Raw genomic sequence first — 22,063 nt, 5'->3', positions numbered from 1 at the left:
GTCACCGACATCTGGAGCTTTAATCGCTTGCGCCGGGGGCGGCGCTCTCGCAGTTTGCGCCCATCTTTGAGATGCGACCATCCCCGGGAGAACAGCATGGCCCAAGACCCAATTCCCCTTCGCGCCCGCAAGGAAGGCGGCGGAACGCCCCTGATGCAGGACTGGTACCTCAAATCGGAGACCGGCCCCCTCAAGGATGTGCTCTTGGGACCGGCGGAAAGCTTCCGCTGGATGGGGCTCGAGAACGCGCAATGGTCGTCGCTGGTGCGCGACACGCTGCGCAAGGGCTACAAATTCGACAAGCAGCTCGCCATGCGCCAGCATCGCGAAATGATCGACGCCTATCAGGATGCCGGCGTGACCTGTCATTTCCTGCCCGTCGACATGAACAATCCCTATCAGGTCTATGCGCGCGACTCGTCCTTCATGTCGCCTTACGGCGCCGTCGTCTGCCAGCTCGCCAATCCGCGCCGGCGCGGCGAATATGCGCCGGTGCTGCGCTTCTATCTCGAGCGCGGCATCCCGATCTATGACATGGTGAGCGCCGGCAATTTCGAAGGCGGCGATTTCAACATCATCCGGCCGGGCGTGGCTCTGGTCGGCTACACCGATCATCGCTCGGAAGAAGTGGCGGCGCGCCAGGTCGCCGAGTGGTTCGCGAAGGAGGGCTGGGAGATCAAGTTCGCGCCCATCGACCAGTTCTACGTCCATATCGACCTGATGGTGTGCATGCTCAACGAGCATTGCGCCGCAGTGTGCCTCGAGACGACCGAGGACGACATCGTCCAGTGGCTCAAATCGAAGAAGATCGAGATCATCCCGGTGAGGTTCAAGGAGACGATGGCCTTGGGCTGCAATGTCGTGGCGCTGGGCAATGACCGGGTGCTGTCGACGCTGAATGCGCACGATCTCAACACCAAGATGCGGGCGGCGGGCTTCAAGGTCTATGACCCCGACATGACCATGTTCACTCAGGCCGGCGGCGGCGTCCATTGCATGTGCCAGCCCCTTCGCCGGGAGGCTGCATAAGCCACTCAGCACCAATTTTGGGTGATATGACGGGTATTTAGATACTTGACTATTTTAGTCGGATACCTTTAGTAAACGGCGGGCCGGGCAAAAGTTAACGGTTGGCCCGGCCGCCAGCAAAAGACTCCTCAAGTCCAGTAGCCAGCCTTTCGATGGTTCAGGGGAGAGGGGTCTTATGGGACGCACAAATTGTTTGCGGCTGGGGCTATTGGCGACGGCCGCCGTCATTTTCTATTCCGGGCCGGCGCTCGGCCAGGAAGAACAGCAACAGCAAGCCACACAGGATTCCGGCGCGGAAGGTGATCTGCTCGACCAGATCACCATCGTCGCCTCGAAATTCGACGAGGAAGTGGTCTCATCGATGACGTCGACCAGCGTGGTCGGCAAGGAGAAGCTGCAGCAGCAGCAGCCTTCCAACATCTCGCAGGTCCTCAACGGCATACCGGGCGTTGCGACCGCGGGCTCGCAGGACCGCACCGGCATCGGCACCAGCATCAATATCCGCGGCCTCCAGGATTTCGGCCGTGTCGCCATGATCACCGATGGGGCGCGCAACAATTTCTCGCGCAACGATCATGGCAGCGCCGCCTCGATGTGGATCGAACCCGAGCTCCTCAAGCAGGTCACGGTGGTGCGCGGTCCCGTCGCCAATATCTATGGCTCGGGCGCCATTGGCGGTGTCGTCGTCTTCGAAACGAAGTCGGCGAGCGACTTCCTGCGCGAGGGCGAGCAAATCGGCGGCTCGGTCAAGGGCGGGTATGAGAGCAACGGCGATGGCTATATGACGAGCCTCACCGGCGCCATGAGGCCGGTCGAAGCTTTCGATATCCTCGGCAATTTCACCTATCGTGAGCGCGACGACTACACGGGCGGCGACGGCGAAAAGGTGGACGATTCGGCCTATGACGTCACCGCCGGCCTGCTCAAGAGCGTCATCCGCCCCGCCGACGGCCATGAGATCACTTTGGGCTGGATCGGCAACAACGAAAATTATCGCGAGCCGTCGACTTCGATGCCGCAGGACAGCGAGGTCAAGGAAGACATCTTCACCGGCAAATATCGTTATGTCGATCCCACCTCGCCCTGGGTCGACTTTACTTTGAGCGGCTATGTCAACGACACGAAGCAGAACCAGACGTCGCTCAAGGATGCCGCACGCTGGGATCAGGAGAATGGCGGTGTGATCATCGTCCCGGCCGGATCGGAAAGGAGCTTTGACCTCGTGACGACCGGCTTCGATACCAACAACACCTCGCGCTTCGACACCGGCGCTGTCCGCCACACTTTCACCGCTGGCGGCGACTGGTTCGAGGACAAGGTCGATGTGGATGATCCGCTGGGCGGCAGCTATGTCTATAGTCCATCGGGCACACGCGAGGTGTGGGGGGCGTTCGTCCAGGACAAGCTCGAATATTCCGATTGGTTCGAGATGATCGGCGGGCTGCGCTATGATTCTTACAAGCTCGAAAGCGATGAGGGCGATGTCGAGAGCGAAGATGATCGCTTGTCACCGCGCATTACAGCCGGCTTCAAACCGTTCGAAGCGACCGCGTTGCGTGGATTGCAGATCTACGGCACCTATGCCGAAGGCTATCGCTCGCCAAGCGTGATCGAGACCCTGATGACGGGCATGCATCCGGCTGGCGTCTATTTTCCGTTCATTCCGAATCCCAACCTGACACCTGAAACCGCTCACCTCTTCGAGGTAGGACTGAACTACAAGAGGGACGGCATATTCACGCCGGACGACGGCATTCGCGTCAAGGCCGCAATCTACCACAACACCGTAGATGACTATATCGGGATGGTGACTGACATTCTGCCGGGCATTTTCCCGGGCGGTGATCCGGCCTGTCCCTTCGTGCCAGGAAGCTCCTTCCCGGCCTGCGCGCAGTTCCAGAATTTCGACCAGGTGATCCTCAAGGGCATCGAGTTTGAAACGGTCTATGATCGCGGCACGTTCTTTACGGGGCTTTCCGGCTCCTTCATGGACAGCAAGAACAAGGAAGACAACAAAGAGCTGGACACGGTTCCGCCCGATCAGCTCTTCAGCTTCTTTGGCTTCCGTTTCCTCGAGCAGAGCCTTGTGGTCGGCGGCGAAGTCCAGCATGTATTTCAGTACGAATACGAAGTGCCTCATCCGACAAAACCTCGCGTGACGAAGACGGTGGACGAAGACTACACGCTGGTGAACCTTTTTGCCGGCTACCAAGTCACACGCGATTTTCGCCTCGATCTGCGGCTCGAGAATATATTCGACGTGTCATACGTGAACTATCTGAGCGCCGTGAGCGGGGCCGGGGGCAATCCTTATGACGAGCCCGGCTTCAACGCCAAGATATCGGCGACCTGGCGCTTCGGCGGCTGAAACTTTCGAGGGGACCGGCGATGACCGCGCTCAATGCGCGGTCATTTGCTTTTTGAGGGCCGCCTTGCTCTTGGCGAGCGCCGCGCGCACATCCTGGGGCTTGAGGCCGCTCTCGCCGGCGCGCGCCACCACCGTCTCGAACTGCGCCTCGCATTGGGCGAAGCTCGCTTCGGCGGCCAGATCCCTGTCCGCTTTGACCTGCCGTTCCGCCTTGTAGGCGGCGGCCGCGCATTGCTGCCAGGATTTGATCGCTTCAGTGATTTGCGGCGGCAGCGTCTGCTTTGCTAGGAGAGGGGTGGAGGACAGGATGGCGGCAAGAGCCAAGAGGCCTATTCTGAAGATCACCGATGAATTCCTTTTTCATGTTCAGGCATTCTAGTCGCCGCATCTCTCCTGGCAATGCCGGCGCATGAATTATCGCGTCGACGTCATCGGTGCGGGCCCCGCCGGTCTCATGGCCGCCGAAGTGCTGGCGAAGGGTGGCGCGAGCGTGCGGGTGGTCGACCACATGGCATCGCCGGCGCGCAAGTTCCTGATGGCCGGCCGCGGCGGTCTCAATCTCACCCATTCCGAAGCGTTGGAGACGTTCGTTGACCGCTACGGCGCAGCGCGCGGAATTCTGGAGCCCGCCATCCGCGCCTTTCCGCCTGAAGCGCTGATCGACTGGTGCAACGGCCTCGGCATCGAGACATTCATCGGCTCATCGGGCCGGGTCTTTCCCAGGGCGATGAAGGCATCGCCGTTGCTGCGCGCCTGGCTGCGCCGCCTCGACAGTCTCGGGGTTACGCTCGAGCTCAGGACGCGCTGGATGGGCGAGAAGGAAAGCGATGCCATGATCCTCGCTATGGGCGGCGCCAGTTGGCCGCGTCTCGGCTCCGATGCGCAATGGACCGAGATTCTGACCAGGCGGGGCATCAAGGTGAATCCATTCATCCCGACGAATTGCGGAGTCACGATCCCCTGGTCGGCGCATTTTTCCGAGCGCTTCGCAGGCGTGCCGCTCAAGCGCATCGCGGTGTCGAGCGCCGGCAGGACCGTGCGCGGCGAGGCCGTCATCACCAGGACCGGTCTCGAAGGTGGAGCGATCTATGCGCTCAACCCTGAACTGCGGAAGTCGGGGGACCTCACGCTCGATCTCAAGCCTGACTTGACCGTCGCCGCCTTGGCGGAGCGCCTGTCGCATCCCAAGGGCAAATCCTCGCACAGCACCTGGTTGCGCAAGGCGACGGGGCTGGCGCCCGCGGCGATTGCGCTCTTGCGCGAGGCTAATCTGCCGGCGACGGCCTCGGCCATCAAGGCGCTGCCCTTGACCGTGACCGGAACCGACGCGCTGGCGCGGGCTATCTCGTCGGCAGGGGGCGTGGCTCTGACCGAGATCGACCGGAATTTCGAGCTCAAGGCATGGCCCCAGGTTTATGCCGTGGGGGAGATGCTGGATTGGGAGGCGCCGACCGGCGGCTATCTCCTGCAGGCCTGTTTTGCCACCGCGAATATGGCTTCCCGTGCCTGTTTAGAACGATTACAATCTGCCCTGGGCCGGCCACAATCGCCTTCCAAGTAAATGTTACTCGAAATTGGGAGTTCGGGATGAAACAGATGATCTTGGTGAAAGGCATGGGCGCCGCACTGGCGGTGGCCGTGATGGCCGGGCCGGCCTCGGCAGGTATTCGCGAGTATTGTGATTCCTATGCCCGCGATGTTGCACACCGAAAAATCAATGGTGCGTTCGTTGGCGGTCTGAGCGACCGCGGACAAAGCGCCGGCATCGGCAGTGTCGGCGGCACGATCTTGGGCGCGGGCGTCACCGGCGACCGCTACAAGCGCGCTTACACCAACGCGTTCGAGCGCTGTGTCAACAACTATGAAGGCCAGCGCGCGACGACCGAGCCGGCCGAGAATAAGGTGGCCGAGACCAAGGTGACCGAAACCAAGGCGGCCGAGACCAAGGTGACCGAAACCAAGGTGACCGAAACCAAGGCCGCGGCGAACAAGGTGACTGCGACCAAGGTCGCCGCGAATGAGGTGGCCGAGAAGGATGAAGCAAACGGGGCCTCATGGGCCAAGGCCTGCGCGCGCAAATATCGATCTTGGGATGCGCAGAAGGGCAAATACAAATCCTATTCCGGCAAATGGAAGCCCTGCCGGCTATAGGCGATCAATCGACATGGAAACAAAAAAGGCCGGAGCACATCCCGGCCTTTTTGTTTGGTTCAAGCGGCTTCGCCGTGGGTCTGTTTAGAACGGTTACAATTTGCCCCGGACCGGCCACAATCGCTTTCTAAGTGAGGGATCGGATTATGAATAGGAGTACGGCATGAATCGGATGATCTTGGCGAAATGCATGGGCGCCGCGATGGCGGTGACCGTCATGGCCGGGTTTGTCGGGCAGGCTTCGGCGGGGCCGCGCCAATATTGTGATTCCTATGCCCGCGACGTCGCGGACCACAAGACCAATGGCGGTGCCGATGTGCTCGTCGGCACCGTTGGTGGCGCCATAGGCGGCGCGATCATTGGCGGGCTGATCGGCAAAGGCAAGGGCGCCGGCACGGGCGCCATCATTGGCGGCGTCGGTGGTACCGTTCTCGGCGCCGGCGTCACCAGCGACCGCTACAAGCGCGCCTATTACAACGCCTATGAGCGCTGCATGGACAATTATGAAGGCCAGCGCACGAGCTACCAGGCTTATGACAATGGCGGCGGGCGTTCCTGGACCAAGGCCTGCGCCCGCAAATACAGCTCTTTCAATCCCCAGACCGGCAAGTACAAGACGGCCTCGGGCAAGTGGAAGCCCTGCCGTCTGTAGGACGCTCGATCGATATCAGATCAAAAAGGCCGGAGAATCTCCGGCCTTTTCTCTTTCTCTGCGCATCGGATTATCCGAAAACCGGGATGGCCGGGGTAAACCCGGCCACGAGCTTTTCGGTCCGATACTTTTTCTCAAGCAGCTTCATCGCCGGCGCGCTGGCGCACGATGATCGTGGCGCCAGGCCGTGCGCGGTTATAGAGATCGATGATGTCCTGATTGACGAGCCGCACGCAGCCGGACGAGACGGCGCGGCCAATGCTCGCCGCATCCTGCGTGCCATGCAGGCGGTAGAGCGTGTCCTGCCCGTTCTGGAAGATATAGAGGGCACGGGCGCCGAGCGGGTTGTCGAGCGCCGGATCCATGCCATAGCGATATTTCTCGAGCTCGGGCTGGCGGGCGATCATTTCTCCGGGTGGCGTCCAGCGCGGCCAGGCGCGCTTGTACTGGATGCGGCCGCGGCCGCCCCAGGTGAACCCGTCGCGACCGATGCCGACGCCATAGCGCATCGCCTTGCCGTCGCCCAGCACCAGATAGAGGAAGCGGTTCGGCGTATCGACGATGATGGTGCCGGGAATTTCCGCGGTCGGGAAATCGACGATCCGGCGGCGATATTTCGGCTTGAGCTTCTTCAGATTGACGGCCGGTATCGGATAGGGCTCGTCGGGACGGGCGCCATAGCTGTAGTTGGTGAGCGAAGCCAGTCCGGAACCCGCAGGCTCGGCGACGATGCCTTCTTCGGTTCCGTCCTGAACGCAGGCGCTGAGGGCGAGGCCTACGCCGCTGAGCAGAAAAATGCGCCGGGTGATCGGCATGGGAAGTGGTCCTTGATCAAACAGGGGAAATGCCGCGGCAGAAGCGCCACGGCCGGGTTGGCCAACTCTTGAGGATCAGGCGCGGCGCGGCGGCGGTGTGGGGACGCTGAGCTCGGCACTTTGTGGCGGTGCGGAAGTCAATGCGCTGAAGGTTCCGCAAGCAGCTTCGGCCGGCGCAAAATCGGCTGTCGCGATCTCTATCGGGGCGAGCTTGATGCTGGCGCAGCGGCTCGGCAGCGGACTATGCGCTGCGCCGGTCTGCACGGCGAGCGTGACCAAGCCCGGCTCGGAGAGGTCGGCCGGCCTGAAATCGTGATTGAGCCGTGCCGTCGGACCTAGAATCTGGCACAGGCTGAGCGCCAGCACGCACAGGAACACAATGGCAACTGCGACATGACGCCCGGCGGAAAGAGTTACGCGATTCATTACGGTTGCCTTTTACTCCCTTCGTGGCGGGGAGGACTCACGAGATTGTGAAATTGCGTGCAAATTTGGCGACTGTTGCGCTATGGCCACACTTTGAATTGACGTATGGAGGCCCTGCGTGCCGAGCATACCGCTGACACCTCTTGTGAATGGGCTGCCCTCGACGGTGCCCTTTGTCGGTCCCGAGGCGCTGGAACGCCAGCGCGGCGTCGCCTTCAGGGCGCGGCTCGGCGCCAATGAGAACGGCTTCGGCCCATCACCCTACGTCAAGAGAACGATCGCCGAGGCGGCGTCTGACGTATGGAAATATTGCGACCCCGAGAACCACGACCTCAAGCAGGCGCTGGCACGGCATCACGGCGTACGCCCGGAGAACATCGCGGTAGGCGAGGGGATCGATGCGCTCTTCGGCTATGCTGTGCGGATGTTCGTCGAGCCGGGCATCACCGTCGCGACATCGCTCGGAGCCTATCCTACCTTCAACTTCCATGTCGCGGGCTATGGCGGGCGGTTGGTGACGACACCCTATGTTGCGGATCGCGAGGATCCGGCCTCCTTGCTCGATCTGGCGAAGCGCGAAAAAGCGCGGCTGATCTTCTTCGCCAATCCCGACAATCCCATGGGCTCGTGGTGGGCTCAGGCCCAGGTCGAGGAGCTCATCGACAACGTCCCCGACGGCACGGTCCTCATCCTCGATGAGGCCTATGGCGAATTCGCACCACTCGGCACCTTACCGCCGCTCGATCTCGACAATCCGAAGCTCCTGCGCTTCCGCACCTTCTCCAAGGCCTATGGGCTGGCGGGGGCGCGCATCGGCTATGTGATCGGCGAGGCCCACCTCGTCAAATGCTTCGACAAGGTGCGCAATCATTTCGGGGTCAATCGCATGGCGCAGGCGGCGGCCCTCGCGGCGCTCGCTGACCAGCCCTACCTTCAGGACGTGATCGCCAAGGTCGGGCGGGCGCGCGAGCGCCTCGCCGCGATCGCCCGCGGCGAGGGGCTTCGGCCTTTGCCGTCTGCCACCAATTTCGTCACCATCGATTGCGGCCGCGACGGCGCCTTCGCCAAGAGCGTGCTCGATGCCCTGATCGAGCGTGGCATTTTCGTTCGCATGCCGGGTGTTCAGCCCTTGAACCGTTGCATCCGGGTGAGTGTCGCGCCTGATGATGAGCTCGATCTCTTTGCCGAGGCTCTCCACCATGTCGCCCCCGTTTGATCTGGTGACCGGAGCTGGCTCTTGTGTCGTCGCGGCGCTCCAGGCGATGGTGAGCACGATAAAGGGCAGAGTGCGGTTCAGGTGAGGGGCAGGGATCTCAAGATATTCATCGTCGGCAATCCGTCGCCGGGCTAGGGGCGGGCGCTATTTCATCTTCGTCAAGCTCATCACCGACGACAATGATACTGGTTTGCGGGCTCCGGACTTTCCGGCGCGGCTCGAATAAGGGGGAAATGAATGACGCCTGATCTCATTGTCATCAATGCCAACATACGGACCATGGATCCGTTGAAGCCGCAGGCTGAGGCGCTGGCCTCGCGCGGCGGCCGTGTCGCGGCCCTGGGCACGACCTCTGAAATCAAAGCACTCGCCGGCAAGGCCACCCGGGTGATCGACGCCGGCGGCAGGCTGGTGCTGCCGGGCTTCCAGGACACCCATATCCATTTGCAGGATTCGGGCACGCGTCACGCGCTCGACGTCGATCTCGCCGGGACGCGCACCATCGCCGAATTGCAGGAAGCCCTTGGCCGGTTTGCCGCGAGCAAGCCCGAGCGCGACTGGGTCAGGGGCCATGGCTGGTATTCCGGCATTTTCGGTGAGCACAACCTCACCCGCGAGGTGCTCGATGCCGTGGTGCCCGACCGGCCCGTGCTGCTCTTTTCCTCGGATTATCACAGTGCCGTCATCAACTCGAAGGCTTGCGAGCGGGTCGGGCTCGACAAGGCTGTCGCCGATCCCGAGAATGGCCGCTTCGCGCGCGACAAATCAGGCCGGCCGACGGGCATGCTGCATGAACTCGCCATCGAGTGGCTGCGCGAGCGCATGCCGCAGACACCCGACAGCGATTGGGAAGACGGCGTGCGTTTTGGCCAGGCGCTCGCCAACCGCTACGGTTTTACCGGCATTCTCGATGCGCAGGTCACCGAGCGTTATTTGCGCGTCTATCGCGCGGTGGAGCAAAGCACCGGGCTGACCGTGCGGGTCGCCTCGACGGCGCTGGTCGAGCCCTCCGACACGGTCGATGGCGCATTGAAGCGCATCGAAGCTTTGCGCCGCGATTTCGCTTCGCCCATGCTCAAGGTGCATTCGGCCAAGTTCTTCATCGACGGCGTGCTCGAGAACCGCACCGCCGCGATGATCGAGGACTATCATGACGAGCAGGGTGGCAATGCGCCGGTCATGTTCGGCGAGAACCACTTGCGCGAGCTCTTCATCGCCTTCGACGCGGCACGCTTCCAGATCCATTGCCATGTGATCGGCGACAAGGCGGTGCGGGTGGCGCTCGATGCGCTGGAAGCGGCGCGCGACGTCAATGGCGCCTGGCCCAGCCTGCATCAGCTCGCGCATGTGCAATGCGTCGATCCCGACGACATTCCGCGTTTCGCCGGGCTCGGCGTCATGCCGAATATCCAGCCGCTCTGGGCGTGCAACGAGCCTTCGGTGACCGATGTCGCGGTCCCGATCGCGGGTCCGCGCATGGCGCGCTGGATCTATCCCTTCCGCTCGCTCATCGATGCTGGGGCCACTTGCGCTCTGTCAAGCGACTGGGGTGTCTCGACCCTCAATCCGTTCAAGATCATGCAGACCGCGATCACGCGCCAGCCGCCGAGCAAAAGCAGGGACTATCCGGCTTTTCTGCCTGAGGAGCGCATGACGCTCGATGAATGCATTAAGGGCTATACGGTCAATGCCGCGGCCGCCGCCTGGCGCTCGGCCGACACCGGGTCATTGGAATTCGGCAAACATGCCGATCTGATCGTTCTCGACCAGGATCTCTTCGCCATCGATCCCTACGACATCGCCGCGACGCAAGTGATGCTGACTCTGCTCGGCGGATGCGAGGTCTATCGGCATGAGGGATTCGCCGGCTGATGCCGATACGCCACCCGATCCTGCTTGTCCTGATCTGGCTGCTGATCGTCGCGATTGGCGGGTTCTGGGTCTGGCGATCCGCAAAGGAGAAAATGTCTTCGTCATCGAACGGCATGACAATACAGACAACCGATCAATAAAAAGGCCGGAGGCTCAGCACCTCCGGCCAGTTTCCAGGGGTAGTTCAGGCTCAGCAGCTGTAATACATGTCGAACTCGATCGGGTGCGGCATCATCTCATACCGCATGTTCTCTTCCATCTTGAGTTCGATGAAGCTGTCGATCTGGTCGTCCGAGAAGACGCCGCCCTTCTTCAGGAATTCGCGGTCCTTGTCGAGCGATGAGAGCGCCTCGCGCAGCGAGCCGCAGACCGTCGGGATGCCTTTGAGCTCGGCGGGCGGCAGATCGTAGAGGTTCTTGTCCATCGCATCGCCGGGATGGATCTTGTTCACGATGCCGTCGAGGCCCGCCATGATGACGGCCGAGAAGCCGAGATAGGGATTGGCCGTCGGATCCGGGAAGCGCACCTCGACACGCTTCGCCTTGGGGTTGGACGTGTGCGGGATGCGGCACGACGCCGAGCGGTTGCGCGAGGAATAGGCGAGCAGCACCGGCGCCTCATAGCCCGGCACCAGGCGCTTGTAGGAATTGGTCGACGGGTTGGTGAAGGCATTGACCGCCTTGGCGTGCTTGATCACGCCGCCGATGAAAAAGAGGCAGGTTTCCGAGAGGTCGGCATACTGATTGCCGGCCATCTGCGTCTTGCCGTCCTTCCAGATCGAGAAGTGGCAATGCATGCCCGAGCCGTTGTCGCCGAACACCGGCTTCGGCATGAAGGTGGCGGTCTTGCCATAGGCATGCGCCACATTGTGGATCACATATTTGTAGATCTGCATGTGATCGGCGGCGGTGACCAGCGGCTGGAATTTCGTGCCGAGCTCATGCTGGGCGGCCGCCACCTCGTGATGGTGCTTCTCGACCGAGAGGCCCATCTGGCCCATGACCGACAGCATCTCCGAGCGCATGTCCTGCGCCGAATCCTGCGGATTCATCGGGAAATAGCCGCCCTTGGTGCGCATGCGGTGGCCGAGATTGCCGGTCTCGTATTCACGATCCATGTTGGTCGGCAATTCGACCGAGTCGAGCTTGTAGCCGCAATTGTAGGGCGAAGAGGCGAAGCGCACGTCGTCGAAGATGAAGAATTCAGCCTCGGGACCGACAAAGACGGTGTCGCCGATCTTGGTCTGCTTGAGATAGGCCTCGGTGCGCTTGGCGATCATGCGCGGGTCGCGCGCGTAGCCTTCACCCGTCGAAGGCTCGAGGATGTCGCAGAACACGGCGAGCGTCGTCTGCGCGTAGAAGGGGTCCATATGGGCAGTGGCGGGATCCGGCATCAGCACCATGTCGGACTCGTTGATGGCCTTCCAGCCCGCGATCGAGGAGCCGTCGAACATCAGCCCTTCGGCGAACGCATCTTCCGTCATCTGCGACACGTCCATCGTCAGATGCTGCATCTTGCCGCGCGGATCGGTGAAGCGGAGATCGACGTATTTCACATCCTTTTCCTTGATGAGCTTCAATACTGCATCGGCATCTTTTGGCTTTGCCATTTTCTGTTATCCCTCTGGTTGGCTTGGTTGCTTTTTTGAAGAAATCAGAGCGCGTCCGTGCCCGACTCGCCGGTACGGATGCGGATCGCTTGATCGATGGTGGAGATGAAGATCTTGCCGTCACCGATGCGCCCGGTGCGCGCCGCGTTCTGGATCGCCTCCACCGCCTTGTCGACGAGCTCGTCGGCGAGGACGATCTCGATCTTCACCTTGGGCAGGAAGTCGACGACATATTCGGCACCGCGATAGAGCTCTGTATGGCCCTTCTGGCGCCCGAAGCCCTTGGCCTCGGTGACGGTGATGCCTTGCAGCCCCACTTCCTGCAGGGCTTCTTTCACTTCGTCGAGCTTGAACGGCTTGATGATGGCCTCGATCTTTTTCATGCACACCCCTGTTCTGATCTTGCGGGCCTGTTTGCAGGCCGCATGCCAACCGGCATTGGGACAAAAAAATAAATGAAATCAACCGGCTGACATTTGGATGACGCCAGCTTGCGCGATTCCATTGCCTAATTATAAGGCATTCGCCCAAGCCTTGGGCATGCAAATCCGGCAACGGACAAATCGGCTGAAACGGGTTATGGATCGGATCATGGGCAAGGCGGTCAAGCAGTCATATACGGTGAGGCCCCTGACGCCATCGCGCTGGGCGGATGTCGAGGATCTGTTCGGGCCGGAGAAGGGCGCGAATTCCGGCTGCTGGTGCATGTGGCCGAGGCTTACGGCCAAGGACTTCCAGGCCATGGGCCGGGACAAGCGGAAGAAGGCCTTCAAATCCTGCGTCACGGCGGGACCGGTGCCGGGCCTTCTGCTTTATGAGAAGGGCCAGGCGATCGGCTGGGTCGCGGTCTCGCCCCGCGCCGAGGTCATCCGCTTCGAGAAGGCCAAGACGTCGGCGCTCGAGCCCGGGAAGGACCCTGAGACGCATTATGCCATCACATGCTTTTATGTCCGCACCGGGCACAGGAAGCGCGGCCTGATGACCGACCTCGCCAAGGCCGCCGTCGATTATGCGAAAAAGAAGAAGGCGACGGCGATCGATGTCTGCCCGATCGAGACCGATAAGCCGTTGATGTGGGGCGAGGGCTTCGTCGGCGTCGTCTCGGTGTTCCGTGAGCTGGGCTTCGAGGAAGTGGCGCGCCGCTCGCTCAGGCGGCCCCTGATGCGGCTTTCCTTCAAGAACAAATAAGCTCGACGGCGGTCTTCGCCAGTTTATCGAGGGCCTTGCGCGGCTCGCCGGCGCGCGCCCTCACCGCCAAGGAATGCAGTATCGCGCCGGCGATCTGCGCCAGCGCCGCGGCATCGGCGTTTCTGGCGATCTCGCCGTCGCGAACCGCCTTGCGCAGGCGCTCTTCGATGATGGCGGTGAAGGCCGTGAGGCTTTCCGACAGGACGCGCCGGATCGCCGGGCGGCAGACCGCCTCTACCGACGCCGTGCCGATCAGAAGGCAGCCCTTGGCCGCATCGTCCGACCCCAGATAGATGTCGATGGATTTCGCATAGACCTGGGCGAGCTCCCTGGCGAGCGGCCGGCTGCCATTCAGCGTTTCCTTGAGCGCTACGACACCGGCGTCGCGATACTGCTCGAGTGTCGCGATATAGAGCGTTTCCTTGTCGCCGAAGGCGCCCGCGAGGCTCGGCCGGTTCATGCCGGTCGCCTCGCTCAGGGCATCGAGCGAGCTCGCCGCAAATCCGGTTGCCCAGAAGACGTCGCGCGCCGAAGCGAGAGCCGCTTCGGGGTCATATTCGATGGGGCGGCCACGCTTTGGCATAATATTGTACTGTTCCGCATAAAATGATTGACGGCTTCCGATATATATGCGAGATAGTACAAAAATCAAGGCAGGAGGTCAATATGAAGCTCTATACGCAACGCGCGGCATGTTCGCTCGCATCGCATATCATCGCCTATGAGCTCGGGCTCGATATCGAGATCATTCGCGTCGATCGCGCCACCCACCGCGCCAGCAACGGCGAGGATTTCCTCGCCATCAATCCGAACGGCTATGTGCCGGCCCTGGTGCTTGACGATGGCGAGATCCTCATCGAGGGGACGGCGATCCTCCAATATCTGGTGAGCCTCAAGCCGGAGACAGGTTTCATCCCTGATGACGCCAAGGGCAGGCGGCTCGTCCAATCGCTCCTCAACTTCATCGCCACCGAGCTCCATAAGCCCATGGCCCAGATGCTGACCCCCGACTATGCGCCGGTGAAGGAGGCACTTTACAAGCATGTGGCACCCCGGCTGGACTGGATCGCCAACCGTTTCACCGGTGATTATCTGTTGGGCGACACGTTCAGCGTGGCGGACGCCTATCTCTTCGTTTGCCTGAACTGGTCGCAGTGGAACGGTATCGACCTCTCGCGCTGGCCGAGCCTCGAGGTCTTCATGCAGCGTGTCGGCGGGCGACCGGCGGTCCTCGCGGCTTTGCAGGCCGAGGGCCTGGCGCCTTGGGGCGACGGCATTTTCTTTGCCCCGGCGCTCGCAGCATGAGGAGAAGAACATGACCAGCGCCAGCTTTCAGGATGCCGAGAGCCGCGCGACCGAGGCGATCCTCGAGCGCTTCAACCAGGTCTTCCTTACCCACGATCCGGCCGCACTCTCGGAGCTGGTGGCGGAAGATTGCGTCATCGAGAACACCAACCCCGCGCCCGATGGCTCGCGCCATGAAGGCAAGGCGGCGTGCATCGCGCTGTGGACCCATATCGCCACCATGGCGGATGCGCATTTCGAGCCGGAGACCATTATCGCCCGCGGCGATCGCGGCGAGATCCGCTGGCGGCTGGTCTGGGGGCCAGATCGTGCGAGTTCCGTCCGTGGCGTCAACCTGATGCGTGTGAGAGACGGACGGATCGTCGAAGCGCTCGGCTACGTAAAGGCCTCTTGATCGCGACGGCGTGAACTGTCACCACTGGGGCAGTTCATTTGCGTGAAGGATCAGGCTCATGGTCAAAGTGGCGATGCTGACCGCAGGCGGTCTTGCGCCTTGTCTCTCCGCGGCTGTCGGCGGCCTGATCATGCGCTATTCGAGCCTTGCCCCCGATGCCGAGATCATCGGCTATCGCTATGGCTATCAGGGTCTGCTCCTTGGCGACAGCATCCCCATCACGGCAGCTATTCGCAAGGAGGCGCATCTCCTCGAGGCGGAAGGCGGCAGCCCGATCGGCAACAGCCGTGTCAAGCTGACCAATGCCGCCGACCTCGTGAAGCGCGGGTTCATCAAGGAGGGCGAGGATCCGCTGCACGTGGCGGCGGCGCAATTGCTGAAGGACAAGGTCACGATCCTCCACACGATCGGCGGCGACGACACCAATACGACGGCCGCCGACCTGGCGCGCTTCCTGGCCGATAGCGGCCACAAGCTCACCGTGGTGGGCTTGCCCAAGACGATCGACAACGACATCGTGCCGATCCGCCAGTCGCTGGGTGCGCAGACGGCGGCGGAGCAGGGCGCCGTCTTCTTCGAGAATGTCGTCAATGAGCGCACCACCGCACCGCGTACGCTGGTGATCCACGAGGTGATGGGCCGCAACTCGGGCTGGCTCGCGGCGGCAACGGCCGAAGCCTATCGCCGCCGCCTCAGGGCCAAGGCGCCATCACCCTTCACCGTGGTCCAGAAGGACATCGACGCCCTCTATATCCCCGAAATACCCATCGCCATCGACGCCGAGGCGCGAAGGCTCAAAGCGGTCATGAACAGCAAGAACTCGGTCGCGATCTTCCTCAGCGAAGGTGCGGGCGTCGCCGATCTGGTGCGCGAGATGGAAGCCCGCGGCGAGGCCGTCGAGCGCGATGCCTTCGGTCACGTCAAGATCGACAAGATCAATGTTGGCGACTGGTTCTCAAAGCGCTTCGCCAAGCTCATCGGGGCGGAGCGCACCCTGGTGCAGAAGTCGGGCTATTTCGTGCGCTCGGCCGCCGCCGGCGCGGACGACCTCAAGCTCATCCGCGCCATGGTCGATCATGCCGTGGCCTCGGGCCTCACGGGCGAGAGCGGACTCGTCGGCCATGACGAGGAACGGGGCGGGCAACTCAGCACGATCGAGTTTTCGCGCATCAAGGGCGGCAAGCATTTCGATCCTTCGGCTTCCTGGTTCACAGCCCTGCTGCACGAGATCGGCCAGGAGCAAGGCTGAAGCACCGACACGATTTTGCAACATTGTGAGGTAGACTCCATTGCAATAGGCGTCGGGACGGCATTTCGACTGAACTTCACCCAGGGAGAACCACATGACGCAGTACAGCACCGGTCTCATCCCGCATATGACCATCAACGACAACAACGCCAAGGCCGCGATCGATTTCTACAAGAAGGCGTTCGGCGCCGAGGAAGTGGGCCGCCATGATGCCGAGGACGGCAAGCGCCTGATGCACGCGCATATCAAGGTCAATGACCATGATGTCTTCCTCATGGATGCGTTCCCGGAACACGGCTCGCCCAACACCAGCCCGGCCGGCATCATGCTCGCTTTGCGCGTCGATGATCCCGACAAATGGTGGGAGCGCGCGACCAAGGCGGGCGCCACGGTGCTCGCACCGCTCGACGACCAGTTCTGGGGCGACCGCTGGGGTCTGCTCGCCGATCCTTACGGCCATCACTGGTCGATCAGCGCGCCCGCCAAGAAGTAGCGTCTTGCGGCAGGGAACCGGCTCGGCGAACATGACCGCATGTATGCCCATGCGCTCCTGACGCCTCAGCAGATGTATCGCGCCGACGCGCTCGCCGTCGAAGCGGGCGTGCCCTCGCTCACGCTCATGGAGAATGCGGGCCGCGCCGTCGCGGAAGAGATCATCCGCCGCTTCGGCGCGCGCCCGACTCTCGTTCTTTGTGGGCCCGGGAACAATGGCGGCGACGGCTTCGTCGTGGCGCGCTATCTCGCACAATGGGGATGGCCGGTGCGGCTCGCTCTCCTGGGTGATCCATCGAAGCTCAAGGGCGATGCGGCCATCATGGCCGGACGCTGGGCGGGTCCCGTCGAAACCTTTGGTGCGCCGGGACGTGCCGGTCTCATCGTCGATGCGCTGTTCGGCGCCGGCCTCTCCAAACGCCTGAGCGACGAACTCGTCGCGCGGATCAGGGAAACGACCGTGCCGGTTGTCGCCATCGATGTGCCGTCGGGGCTCGATGGCGCCACGGGGCAGGCGAGGCCCGACGCCTTCCACGCCGCCCTCACCGTGACCTTCTTCCGTAAGAAGCCCGGCCATGTGCTGATGCCGGGACGCTCCTATTGCGGTGAGACCGTCGTCGCCGATATCGGCATTCCGGCGAAGGTTCTCGAGATCATCGCGCCGACGCTCTCGGAGAACCACGCGCCGGACCTGCCGGTTGCCAGCGCCGGGCAGCACAAATATCAGCGCGGCCATGCCGTCATCCTGTCCGGTGCCGCGCATCAGACGGGGGCGGCCCGCCTGGCGGCGCTCGCCGCCTTGCGGGTGGGCGCCGGCCTCGTCACTCTGGCCTCGCCCAAGGCCGCCCTGGCGGCGAATGCCGCGCATCTGACCGCCGTCATGCTGGCCGAGGCCGATGATGCCCTGGCCCTGGGCAGGCTTCTTTCCGACCGGCGGAAGAATGCCGTTTGCCTCGGTCCCGCCATCGGCGTCGGGTCGGCCACGCGGGCAAAGGTGCGTGCGGCGCTCGCCAGCGGTGCCGCGGTCGTCCTCGATGCCGATGCCCTTACGTCATTCGCCGAGGCGCCGGAGGAGCTCTTCGACGCTGTAGGCGAATTCCCCGAGCGGGCCGTGGTGATGACCCCTCACGAGGGGGAGTTCGCCCGTCTTTTCAAGAATATGGACGGGGCGGCGGAGTCGAAATGTGAGCGTGCCCTGAAGGCGGCGGCGCTGAGCCATGCCGTCATCCTGCTCAAGGGGCCGGACAGCGTCGCCGCGAGCCCCGATGGCCGGGCGATCGTCAATACCAACGCGCCGGCGAGTCTCGCCACGGCGGGCTCGGGCGACGTGCTGGCGGGCCTGGTGACGGGTCTCCTGGCCCAGCGCCTCGAGCCCCTCAAGGCGGCCTCTGCCGCCATGTGGCTCCATGGCGAAGCGGCCCGGAAATTCGGCGGTTTCGGCCTCATCGCCGAGGACTTACCTGGCCTCATTTCTAGTGGCATCGCGCAAAACCCTCTGCTATAGACCGCGCCCATCGCAACGGGCCCGAGCCTCGGCGCGGGCGTGGTGAAATTGGCAGACACGCAGGATTTAGGTTCCTGTGGGGCAACCCGTGGGGGTTCAAGTCCCTCCGCCCGCACCAAGGCCTCAGCGCCCGAAGCAAGCCTGGTTTCGCAACAGATGCTGCGAAGAAGTACGAACCCCATAAGGATTGAGCAGGGAACATGCAGGTTACCGAAACGCTGAGCTCCGGCCTGAAGCGCGAATTCAAAGTCGTCGTCGCCGCCCAGGATCTCGACAAGGAAGTCAACAAGCGTCTGACCGAGATGGCCGGCAAGGCGCATCTTAAGGGCTTCCGTCCCGGCAAGGTGCCGGTGCCGCATCTGAAACGCGTCTATGGCAAGTCGGTGATGGCCGAGGTCGTGCAGAAGCAGCTCGACGATGCCAGCAAGAAGGTGCTCGAGGAGCGCAACCTGAAGCCGGCCTATCAGCCGGAAGTGAAGCTTCCCGAAGACGAAGAGGAAGTGGCGCGCATCTTCGACGGCAAGAGCGACCTCGCTTACACCATGTCGCTCGAGGTGATTCCGACCTTCGAGCTTACGGACACGACCGGCCTCGAGCTGCAGCGCCATGTGATCGAGGTGACCGATGCGCATGTCGATGAGGCGCTCGGCCGTATCGCCGGCCAGTACAAGGACTGGCAGGCCAAGGACGGCAAGGCGGCGAAGGGCGACCGGGTGACGATTTCCTTCGTCGGCAAGATCGACGGTGAGGCCTTCGAGGGCGGCACCGCCGAGAATGTGCCGCTCGAGCTCGGCTCCGGCCAGTTCATCCCGGGCTTCGAGGATCAGCTCACGGGCGCCAAGACGGGCGATGACGTCACTGTGAAGGTTACGTTCCCCGCGACCTATGGCGTGGCGACGCTCGCCAGCAAGGCGGCCGAGTTCGACGTCAAGGTGGCGAGCGTCGAGGCGCAGAAGGAAACGGCGATCGACGATGAATTCGCCAAGAAGCTCGGCCTCGAGGGCCTCGACAAGCTCAAGGAGACGATCCGCGAGCGCCTGGGCCAGGAGTTCGGCCAGATGACCCGTCTCAAGCTCAAGCGCGACGTGCTTGATGCGCTCGACAAGACCTACAGCTTCGAGCTGCCGGAAAAGCTAGTCGAGACCGAGTTCAACGGCATCTGGAACGCGCTCGAGACCGAGATGCAGCGCACCGGCAAGGGCTTTGCCGACGAGGGCACGACGGAAGAAGAGGCGCGCAAGGAATATCGCGCCATCGCCGAGCGCCGCGTGCGCCTGGGCCTCGTCCTCGGAACCCTGGGCGAGAAGGAAGGCGTCACCATCACCGATGAGGAGTTGCAGCGCGCTCTCGTCGACCGCGCCCGCCAGTTCCCGGGCCAGGAGCGCCGGGTATTCGATTACTACCGCAAGAACGCCAATGCGCTGCTCGAGCTGCGCGGCCCGATCTTCGAGCAGAAGGTCGTCGATCATATCGTGTCCAAGGCCAATGTCGCGGAAAAGCAGGTGACGCGCGAAGAGCTGCAGGCTTTGGTGCAGGACGAGGATGAGCATGATCACGCTCACCACCATGATCATGACCACGACCATGATCATCACCACCATGATCATGACCACGATCATGATCATCACCACCATGATCATGACCACGATCACGATCATCATCACCACGATCATGATCACGATCACGCGCATCATGATCACGATCATGCCCATGAGCCTGAGAAGGCGCCGGCCAAGAAGAAGGCTCCCGCCAAGAAGGCGAAGAAGGCCGAGTAGTCTCTGCCCGATATGGATTGAAGGCGGCCGGTTCGGCCGCCTTTTTTATGGGGTGATCCAGTTGCTGAGGAAGGCGAAGATCGCGGTGCCGAACAGATAGAGCAGGGCCAGGATGACGACGGTGGCGAAAGTGCCGAGCCAGCCCGCCAGCATCGCGATCTCGTCCTGCTCGATGAGACCGAGCGCGAAGCAGCACAGCGCGAGGGCCGGTGCCATATTGGCGCCGAAGATGGGCAGGAGCAGGACGATCGCGCAGAACAGTCCCGCCAGCCCCGCGAGCCTTTCGCCGAAGGCCGAGGTGAGGAGCGTGCCGCGCGGCTTGAGCAGCTTCTCGACCTTGACCACATAGGGCACGAGCCGCTGCAGCAGATGGAGCAGGCGGCCGCCGCCCATCCGGGCATCATTGAGCCGTTTCGGCAGCCAGATCTTGTCCTGCTTGATCATCAATTGCGCGGTGATGAAGACCAGAGGCACGCCGAAGACGAAGGACGATCCGGGCGGCAGCGGAATGAGATTGGGTGCTGCGAACAGCAGGATGAGCGCGCCGAAGCCGCGCTCGCCCAGCGCCTTGATGATGTCGCCGAGCGTCATGTCGGGATTTCCGTTCTCGCCCAGCCTTTTCAGGATATCGGAGAGCCGTTCGGAATGCGGCTGTCTCACGCCGCCCCCTTACGTCTGAGCGCCAGCGGGCGCGCCGCCAGCACCTTGTCGATGCGCCGCCCGTCGAGATCGACGATCTCGAAGCGCCAGCCGGCGAAATCGACATGCTCGCCCACTTTCGGCAGCCGGCCGAAGCGTTCGAGCATGAGGCCCGCCACCGTGTGATAGACGCGCTTCTCGGGCAAAGGCAGGCTCAACAGCTGTTCGAGATCATCGACCGGCATGCTGCCCGAAAGCAGCCACGAGCCGTCGTCGCGCTCGGTGGCATCGGGCTCGGGCGGGCCTTCCTCGGTATGGAAGCTGCCGACGATCGCCTCAAGGATGTCGGCCGAGGTGACCACACCTTCGAAATGGCCGAATTCGTCATGCACGAGGCCGACATGGACGGGGCTGTCCCTGAGCTTCGCCACCACATCGAGCGCGTCCATCGTGTCGGGGATGACCGGCGCCTGGCGCACGAATTTCCGCGGATCGGGCTTGCGGCCCTTGAGATAGGCGTTGAGCATGTCCTTGGCCTGGATGATGCCGATGATGATTTCCGGATCGCCGTCGCAGACGGGAAGGCGCGAATGCACGCTTTCCGTGATCCGGCGGCGGATCTTCGCGACGGAATCGGTCAGATCGATGACATCGACGTCATGGCGGGGCGTCATCACGGCGCGCACCGGGCGGCTGCCGAGCTGCATGACGCCCGAGATCATCTGGCGTTCATCGCGCCCGAGGACGCCCGCGGTTTCGGCCTCGGCGATGAGCGTGCGGATCTCCTCTTCGGTCACCTGCGAGTCGGGCGAGGCCTTGCGGCGCAGCAGGAAGAGCACGAACCGGCCGGAGGCGTCGAGCAGCGACACGACCGGGCTCATGGCCTGCGACAAGATGGTCATGAAGGGGGCGACGATGCAGGCGATGCGTTCGGCATTGCGCAAGGCGAGCTGCTTCGGCACGAGTTCCCCGATGATCAGCGAGAAATAGGTGATGACCGCGACGACGAGGCCCAGCCCCAAGGGCTCGGCCAGGTTCTTGCTCATTCCGAAATCCTGGAACCACAGGGAGACATGATCGCCGAGCGAGGCGCCCGAATAGGCGCCGGCCAGGATGCCGACGAGGGTGATGCCGATCTGCACCGCCGACAGGAAGCGTCCCGGATGGGCGGCGAGCGCCAGCGCCCGCTTGGCGCCTTTCACGCCCCGATCGGCCAGCGTCTTGAGGCGCGGCCGCCGCGCCGAGACGACCGCAAGTTCCGACATCGCGAAAAGGCCATTGATGAGAATGAGGATGACGACGACAATAATGTCTAGGAGAGGCATGATTTCGCAATAATGGGGCAGCGACCCCCCGGTTGCAAATCCCTTGACGCAGGG

22 protein-coding genes and 1 tRNA gene are annotated in these 22,063 nt (G+C 62.7%); 15 read left to right on the top strand and 8 right to left on the bottom strand.

All coding sequences use genetic code 11. The features are described 5' to 3' along the window. Positions 1-96 precede the first annotated feature (96 nt). Positions 97-1,029 carry a dimethylarginine dimethylaminohydrolase family protein gene (locus DS839_RS04225; protein ID WP_119269028.1) on the top strand — a complete coding sequence of 311 codons (933 nt, stop codon included), beginning with the start codon at positions 97-99 and terminating at the stop codon, positions 1,027-1,029. 175 nt (positions 1,030-1,204) lie between these two features. Further along, positions 1,205-3,397, top strand: a complete 2,193-nt coding sequence (locus tag DS839_RS04220) for a TonB-dependent hemoglobin/transferrin/lactoferrin family receptor (RefSeq protein ID WP_119269027.1) — start codon at positions 1,205-1,207, stop codon at positions 3,395-3,397. A gap of 30 nt (positions 3,398-3,427) precedes the next feature. On the opposite strand, the gene DS839_RS04215 is transcribed toward DS839_RS04220, so the two are convergent. Continuing rightward, positions 3,428-3,742 (bottom strand): hypothetical protein, encoded by a 315-nt coding sequence (locus tag DS839_RS04215; protein WP_119269026.1) that lies wholly within the window; start codon positions 3,740-3,742, stop codon positions 3,428-3,430. A gap of 64 nt (positions 3,743-3,806) precedes the next feature. Between DS839_RS04215 and DS839_RS04210 the strand changes: the two genes are divergently transcribed. From DS839_RS04210 to DS839_RS04200, 3 genes are all read left to right on the top strand, one after another. Continuing rightward, positions 3,807-4,958, top strand: a complete 1,152-nt coding sequence (locus DS839_RS04210; RefSeq protein ID WP_119269025.1) for a BaiN/RdsA family NAD(P)/FAD-dependent oxidoreductase — start codon at positions 3,807-3,809, stop codon at positions 4,956-4,958. A 53-nt stretch (positions 4,959-5,011) separates the two neighbouring features. Then, positions 5,012-5,548, top strand: coding sequence for a BA14K family protein (locus DS839_RS04205; RefSeq protein ID WP_162918295.1), 537 nt, complete (start codon positions 5,012-5,014; stop codon positions 5,546-5,548). A 163-nt stretch (positions 5,549-5,711) separates the two neighbouring features. After that, complete coding sequence (locus DS839_RS04200) at positions 5,712-6,200, top strand: BA14K family protein (protein WP_119269023.1); 489 nt, start codon at positions 5,712-5,714, stop codon at positions 6,198-6,200. 134 nt (positions 6,201-6,334) lie between these two features. Here the strand turns inward: DS839_RS04200 and DS839_RS04195 are convergent, their stop codons facing one another. Further along, entirely contained in the window at positions 6,335-7,015 is a 681-nt protein-coding gene (locus DS839_RS04195) for a L,D-transpeptidase (protein WP_368911153.1), read from the bottom strand. A 75-nt stretch (positions 7,016-7,090) separates the two neighbouring features. Further along, positions 7,091-7,441: a hypothetical protein gene (locus DS839_RS04190; protein WP_119269022.1), complete on the bottom strand. Its 351-nt coding sequence runs from the start codon at positions 7,439-7,441 to the stop codon at positions 7,091-7,093. A 118-nt stretch (positions 7,442-7,559) separates the two neighbouring features. On the opposite strand from DS839_RS04190, the gene DS839_RS04185 reads away from it, so the two are divergent. Continuing rightward, a complete protein-coding gene (locus DS839_RS04185; RefSeq protein ID WP_119269021.1) occupies positions 7,560-8,657 on the top strand; it encodes a pyridoxal phosphate-dependent aminotransferase in 1,098 nt (365 codons plus the stop codon). A 237-nt stretch (positions 8,658-8,894) separates the two neighbouring features. Further along, positions 8,895-10,529: an amidohydrolase gene (locus tag DS839_RS04180; RefSeq protein WP_119269020.1), complete on the top strand. Its 1,635-nt coding sequence runs from the start codon at positions 8,895-8,897 to the stop codon at positions 10,527-10,529. A gap of 190 nt (positions 10,530-10,719) precedes the next feature. On the opposite strand, the gene glnA is transcribed toward DS839_RS04180, so the two are convergent. Continuing rightward, positions 10,720-12,138, bottom strand: a complete 1,419-nt coding sequence (gene glnA / locus DS839_RS04175; RefSeq protein ID WP_119269019.1) for a type I glutamate--ammonia ligase — start codon at positions 12,136-12,138, stop codon at positions 10,720-10,722. 44 nt (positions 12,139-12,182) lie between these two features. Continuing rightward, positions 12,183-12,521: a P-II family nitrogen regulator gene (locus tag DS839_RS04170; protein WP_119269018.1), complete on the bottom strand. Its 339-nt coding sequence runs from the start codon at positions 12,519-12,521 to the stop codon at positions 12,183-12,185. A gap of 208 nt (positions 12,522-12,729) precedes the next feature. Here DS839_RS04170 and DS839_RS04165 point away from each other — a divergent pair, with 208 nt between their 5' ends. Continuing rightward, positions 12,730-13,326 carry a GNAT family N-acetyltransferase gene (locus DS839_RS04165; RefSeq protein WP_119269382.1) on the top strand — a complete coding sequence of 199 codons (597 nt, stop codon included), beginning with the start codon at positions 12,730-12,732 and terminating at the stop codon, positions 13,324-13,326. Here the strand turns inward: DS839_RS04165 and DS839_RS04160 are convergent. After that, a complete protein-coding gene (locus DS839_RS04160; RefSeq protein WP_119269017.1) occupies positions 13,313-13,909 on the bottom strand; it encodes a TetR/AcrR family transcriptional regulator in 597 nt (198 codons plus the stop codon). The two genes, DS839_RS04165 and DS839_RS04160, sit on opposite strands and share 14 nt — an antisense overlap. 83 nt (positions 13,910-13,992) lie before the next feature. Here DS839_RS04160 and DS839_RS04155 point away from each other — a divergent pair, with 83 nt between their 5' ends. The 7 genes from DS839_RS04155 to tig all read left to right on the top strand — a co-directional run bounded on the left by DS839_RS04155 (position 13,993) and on the right by tig (position 20,045). Further along, the gene (locus DS839_RS04155) at positions 13,993-14,631 is read left to right on the top strand and encodes a glutathione S-transferase N-terminal domain-containing protein (RefSeq protein ID WP_119269016.1); all 639 of its coding nucleotides are present in this window, start codon (positions 13,993-13,995) and stop codon (positions 14,629-14,631) included. A gap of 10 nt (positions 14,632-14,641) precedes the next feature. Beyond that, on the top strand, positions 14,642-15,025 hold the full coding sequence (locus DS839_RS04150) for a nuclear transport factor 2 family protein (RefSeq protein ID WP_119269015.1): 384 nt from the start codon (positions 14,642-14,644) through the stop codon (positions 15,023-15,025). A 58-nt stretch (positions 15,026-15,083) separates the two neighbouring features. Next, on the top strand, positions 15,084-16,274 hold the full coding sequence (locus tag DS839_RS04145; RefSeq protein WP_119269014.1) for a pyrophosphate--fructose-6-phosphate 1-phosphotransferase: 1,191 nt from the start codon (positions 15,084-15,086) through the stop codon (positions 16,272-16,274). A gap of 94 nt (positions 16,275-16,368) precedes the next feature. Next, positions 16,369-16,767: a VOC family protein gene (locus tag DS839_RS04140; RefSeq protein WP_119269013.1), complete on the top strand. Its 399-nt coding sequence runs from the start codon at positions 16,369-16,371 to the stop codon at positions 16,765-16,767. A gap of 39 nt (positions 16,768-16,806) precedes the next feature. Then, positions 16,807-18,270, top strand: a complete 1,464-nt coding sequence (locus DS839_RS04135) for an NAD(P)H-hydrate dehydratase (RefSeq protein ID WP_119269012.1) — start codon at positions 16,807-16,809, stop codon at positions 18,268-18,270. 33 nt (positions 18,271-18,303) lie between these two features. Then, positions 18,304-18,388 (top strand) — tRNA-Leu (locus DS839_RS04130). Positions 18,389-18,470: 82 nt separating this feature from the next. Continuing rightward, positions 18,471-20,045: a trigger factor gene (gene tig, locus DS839_RS04125; RefSeq protein WP_119269011.1), complete on the top strand. Its 1,575-nt coding sequence runs from the start codon at positions 18,471-18,473 to the stop codon at positions 20,043-20,045. 45 nt (positions 20,046-20,090) lie between these two features. On the opposite strand, the gene DS839_RS04120 is transcribed toward tig, so the two are convergent. Both DS839_RS04120 and DS839_RS04115 read right to left on the bottom strand, forming a co-directional pair. Continuing rightward, positions 20,091-20,705 (bottom strand): exopolysaccharide biosynthesis protein, encoded by a 615-nt coding sequence (locus DS839_RS04120; RefSeq protein WP_119269010.1) that lies wholly within the window; start codon positions 20,703-20,705, stop codon positions 20,091-20,093. Then, entirely contained in the window at positions 20,702-22,009 is a 1,308-nt protein-coding gene (locus DS839_RS04115) for a hemolysin family protein (RefSeq protein ID WP_119269009.1), read from the bottom strand. The genes DS839_RS04120 and DS839_RS04115 overlap by 4 nt, the downstream gene beginning before the upstream one ends. Between the last annotated feature and the right edge of the window lie 54 nt (positions 22,010-22,063).

The sequence above is a fragment of the Taklimakanibacter deserti genome, assembly GCA_003574785.1.
The sequence above is the reverse complement of the archived record's forward strand: the minus strand, read 5'-3'. Positions and strand labels throughout refer to the sequence as shown.

Bases quoted from the DNA above. Each gene is read 5' to 3' on its own strand.
- DS839_RS04135 (WP_119269012.1), top strand. From the start codon at position 16,807: ATGTATGCCCATGCGCTCCTGACGCCTCAGCAGATGTATCGCGCCGAC.
- DS839_RS04210 (WP_119269025.1), top strand. From the start codon at position 3,807: ATGAATTATCGCGTCGACGTCATCGGTGCGGGCCCCGCCGGTCTCATG.
- DS839_RS04170 (WP_119269018.1), bottom strand. From the start codon at position 12,521: ATGAAAAAGATCGAGGCCATCATCAAGCCGTTCAAGCTCGACGAAGTG.
- DS839_RS04115 (WP_119269009.1), bottom strand. From the start codon at position 22,009: ATGCCTCTCCTAGACATTATTGTCGTCGTCATCCTCATTCTCATCAAT.
- DS839_RS04165 (WP_119269382.1), top strand. From the start codon at position 12,730: ATGGGCAAGGCGGTCAAGCAGTCATATACGGTGAGGCCCCTGACGCCA.
- DS839_RS04150 (WP_119269015.1), top strand. From the start codon at position 14,642: ATGACCAGCGCCAGCTTTCAGGATGCCGAGAGCCGCGCGACCGAGGCG.
- DS839_RS04200 (WP_119269023.1), top strand. From the start codon at position 5,712: ATGAATCGGATGATCTTGGCGAAATGCATGGGCGCCGCGATGGCGGTG.
- tig (WP_119269011.1), top strand. From the start codon at position 18,471: ATGCAGGTTACCGAAACGCTGAGCTCCGGCCTGAAGCGCGAATTCAAA.
- DS839_RS04140 (WP_119269013.1), top strand. From the start codon at position 16,369: ATGACGCAGTACAGCACCGGTCTCATCCCGCATATGACCATCAACGAC.
- DS839_RS04145 (WP_119269014.1), top strand. From the start codon at position 15,084: ATGGTCAAAGTGGCGATGCTGACCGCAGGCGGTCTTGCGCCTTGTCTC.
- DS839_RS04155 (WP_119269016.1), top strand. From the start codon at position 13,993: ATGAAGCTCTATACGCAACGCGCGGCATGTTCGCTCGCATCGCATATC.
- DS839_RS04220 (WP_119269027.1), top strand. From the start codon at position 1,205: ATGGGACGCACAAATTGTTTGCGGCTGGGGCTATTGGCGACGGCCGCC.
- DS839_RS04160 (WP_119269017.1), bottom strand. From the start codon at position 13,909: ATGCCAAAGCGTGGCCGCCCCATCGAATATGACCCCGAAGCGGCTCTC.
- DS839_RS04205 (WP_162918295.1), top strand. From the start codon at position 5,012: ATGGGCGCCGCACTGGCGGTGGCCGTGATGGCCGGGCCGGCCTCGGCA.
- glnA (WP_119269019.1), bottom strand. From the start codon at position 12,138: ATGGCAAAGCCAAAAGATGCCGATGCAGTATTGAAGCTCATCAAGGAA.
- DS839_RS04190 (WP_119269022.1), bottom strand. From the start codon at position 7,441: ATGAATCGCGTAACTCTTTCCGCCGGGCGTCATGTCGCAGTTGCCATT.
- DS839_RS04195 (WP_368911153.1), bottom strand. From the start codon at position 7,015: ATGCCGATCACCCGGCGCATTTTTCTGCTCAGCGGCGTAGGCCTCGCC.
- DS839_RS04180 (WP_119269020.1), top strand. From the start codon at position 8,895: ATGACGCCTGATCTCATTGTCATCAATGCCAACATACGGACCATGGAT.
- DS839_RS04225 (WP_119269028.1), top strand. From the start codon at position 97: ATGGCCCAAGACCCAATTCCCCTTCGCGCCCGCAAGGAAGGCGGCGGA.